Origin of the sequence: Rothia nasimurium (genome assembly GCF_004569295.1) — a bacterium.
Lineage (GTDB): Bacteria > Actinomycetota > Actinomycetes > Actinomycetales > Micrococcaceae > Rothia > Rothia nasimurium_B.
Window position 1 is genome coordinate 1 of sequence record NZ_SPQC01000082.1, and the last position, 3028, is coordinate 3028.

General features: G+C 65.5%; 2 protein-coding genes. Both read left to right on the forward strand.

What is annotated here, in order from left to right:
- Positions 1-935 (forward strand): o-succinylbenzoate synthase (locus E4U03_RS12375; RefSeq protein ID WP_135014025.1); only part of this gene is annotated, 935 nt, incomplete at its 5' end.
- A 9-nt stretch (positions 936-944) separates the two neighbouring features.
- On the forward strand, positions 945-2672 hold the full coding sequence (menD, locus tag E4U03_RS12380; protein ID WP_135014026.1) for a 2-succinyl-5-enolpyruvyl-6-hydroxy-3-cyclohexene-1-carboxylic-acid synthase: 1728 nt from the start codon (positions 945-947) through the stop codon (positions 2670-2672).
- Positions 2673-3028: the final 356 nt, after the last annotated feature.

Below are 3028 nucleotides of genomic sequence, written 5' to 3' on the forward strand. Positions count from 1 at the left end.
GGTGGGGCGAGTTTGCCCCCTTCCTCGAATACGAGCCAGCAGAGGCGTCCGCCTGGCTGGCCTGCGCCATCGAGGCGGCCTGGCTGCCCTACCCGCAGCCGCTGCGCACCAGTATTCCCCTCAACGCCACGGTTCCGGCGGTGGCCGCTAGCGAGGTCGAGGCTGTGCTGGGCCGCTACGAGGGGCAGGTGCGGGAAATCAAAATCAAGGTGGCTGAGGCCGGGCTGCCTTTTGAAGAATCTCTAACCCAAGACCTAGCCCGGGTAGCCGCAGTGCGTGCTGCCTGCCCGGGAGCCCGCCTGAAGATTGATGCCAACGGCGGCTGGACCGAGGCCCAGGCCGTCCGCGCCCTCAAGGAGCTAGCCGACTACGACCTGCTCTACGCTGAGCAGCCGGTTCCTGGTATTGAGGGACTGGCGCGGATCCGCGATCAGCTGCGGGCGCACGGTAACCCCCTACTCATTGCCGCTGATGAGGCCGTCCGTAAGGCTGACGACCCGCTGCGGGTTGCCCGCCTGGGCGCTGCCGATGTGCTCATTATTAAGGCTGCCCCCCTGGGCGGTGTAAGGCGGGCCCTGCAGCTGGTAGAACAGGCGGGTCTCCCTGCGGTTATCTCATCTGCCCTTGAAAGTTCGGTTGGCATCCGTACAGGGGCAGCGCTAGCCGCCGCCCTGCCGCAGCTGCCCTACGGGTGCGGCCTGGGCACGGTCTCACTGATGGCCAAGGACGTCACAGCCCACCCCCTTGTGGCCCGGGACGGAGAACTGCCCCTGCGGGATGTAACCCCCGAGCTTCATCTGCTGGAAGAGGTAGCTGCCAGCCCCGAACGCACCGCCTGGTGGCACCGCCGGATTGAAGCCTGCTACCGCCTGCTTGAGCAAGGGCAGCTGGGCAGCAGCAGAGCCCGGCCGAGTCTTGAAAAGGGCAGCGAGTAAACTGGTGGGGTGACTGATGCACCCTCAACCTCCTTTATGACCGCAATTTCTGTGCTCGACACCCTGGTGCGGGCAGGAATGCGGCATGTTCTCATCGCCCCGGGCTCACGCTCAGCCCCCCTAGCCTACGCCTTCGCCGCCCTAGACCAGGCAGGAGTCATCGAAGCCCACGTGCGCATCGATGAGCGCAGTGCCGCCTTCACGGCTTTGGGGCTAGCCAAGGCCAGCGGCCAACCGGTAGGTATCGTTACCACTAGTGGCACCGCCGTGGGCGAGTGCCTCCCGGCCCTCATGGAGGCCTACCACGCGGGCGCACCCCTGGCCCTGCTCTCGGCCGACCGCCCTGCCCGGCTCCAGGGCACCGGCACCAACCAAACCACCGACCAGCGAGTAATCGCTCCCGCCCACACCCGGGCGTCCTGCACCCTTGAAAACTACACGGCCGACCCCGCAGACCCCCAGAGCGCCCAGCTCAACGCGGCGCTCGCAGCTCTAACCGGGCGTTCAACAGACAACTGGGACGCGCCCTCAACCACCCCGCGAGGCCCCGTCCAAATCAACCTGGCCCTTGACACCCCGCTCACCCCCAACCCTCTAGACCAGCAGATTCTAGAGCGCTGGGCGCACTCGCTGGCTGAGAACCCACCGGCACCTGCCACCCCGCTACCTCCCGCCGACCCCAGCGCAGCTAGCTGGCTACGCGCAGGCACAGGCAAGGGGGCTGCGCGGACGGACGGTGCCGGTACCGCCCGCCGTACCGTCGTTGTGGCCGGTGACGGGGCAGGACCTATCGCCCAGGCCTTTGCCCAGCACCAGGGTCTGCCCCTGCTGGCCGAACCCTCATCGAACGCCCGCTTCTCGCCCCTGGCTGTACCCGCTTACCGGCAGGTACTGGCAGGGAACCTGGGACAGCAGGTTGAGCGGGCCGTTATCTTCGGCCACCCCACCCTCTCCCGGCCGGTTGTCACCCTGCTGGCCAACTCCGCGATAGAACGCGCCCTCTACGCCCCCTCACCTGCCCCCTGGTATGAGCCCGGGGCCCTTGACCTGCGGGAGATTGCACCCCTGGCTGAACTGGCCAACTTCGCAGGCACAGGCCAAGGCGCTACCACCGAGGACGGCCACGACTGGATGACCAGCTGGAGCGAAGCCGGGCAGGAACTAGCCCGGGAACTAAACCAGCAGGTTGCCGACTACCGGGCAGGCACCTACACCCTGAACGCCCAACCCGGAGCAAGCTCTGCCGACCGCACCGCAGGCTACTCTCTCGCCGACACCACCTGGCGGAGCTGCCTAGAAAATGATGCTGTTCTGATGGTGGGCTCATCCAACCTCATCCGCGACCTTGACCTCATCGCCCCCTCCCTGGCAGCTTCCCCCCTGGTCTTTGCCAACCGCGGACTGGCCGGCATCGACGGCACGATCGCCACCGCGTCCGGCATCTCCCTGGCCCTCAACCGCCCGGTACGCGTGCTCGTCGGGGACCTCACCTTCCTACACGACACCGGCTCCCTCAACATCGGCCCCCTCGAACGCAAACCCAACCTCGACGTGCTGGTTTACGACGACCGGGGCGGCGGAATCTTCTCAACCCTGGAACACGGCCAACTAGCCCAACACGAGAAATTCGCCCCGGCCGTCCGCCGCTTCTTCACCACCCCGCACACCGCCCAGCTCGAAAAACTCGCAGCAGCCTGGGGCGAGAACGGAATCAGCGTCAGGGTGGTGCAGCCGTAGGGTCTTAGACAAGGGAAAGTAGGCTCGCGCTCGCTGCCGACCCTCTCGCCTGGTTCGCTAGCTGGCTCGCAGGCTCGCCAGATTCGCGCCGAGATTTATTTTCCTCGCGCGCTCGGAATCTCGGTGCTCATCACAAGCGATTCACGCCAGCCGCCGAGCCAGCAGCTTCGCTGCGAGCCTACCTTTTCTTCATAAATAGCATCGGGAGCTCTAAAAGCCCCTCCACACCTGTGAACTGCTCCCCATAAGTTGGACTACTAAAAAACAGTCACCAACTAATGGGGAGCATCTCCTATGCGAGCACGAAGCTCACTCACCCAACACCAACGAGAACAACTCATCCACCTCTTCCAACA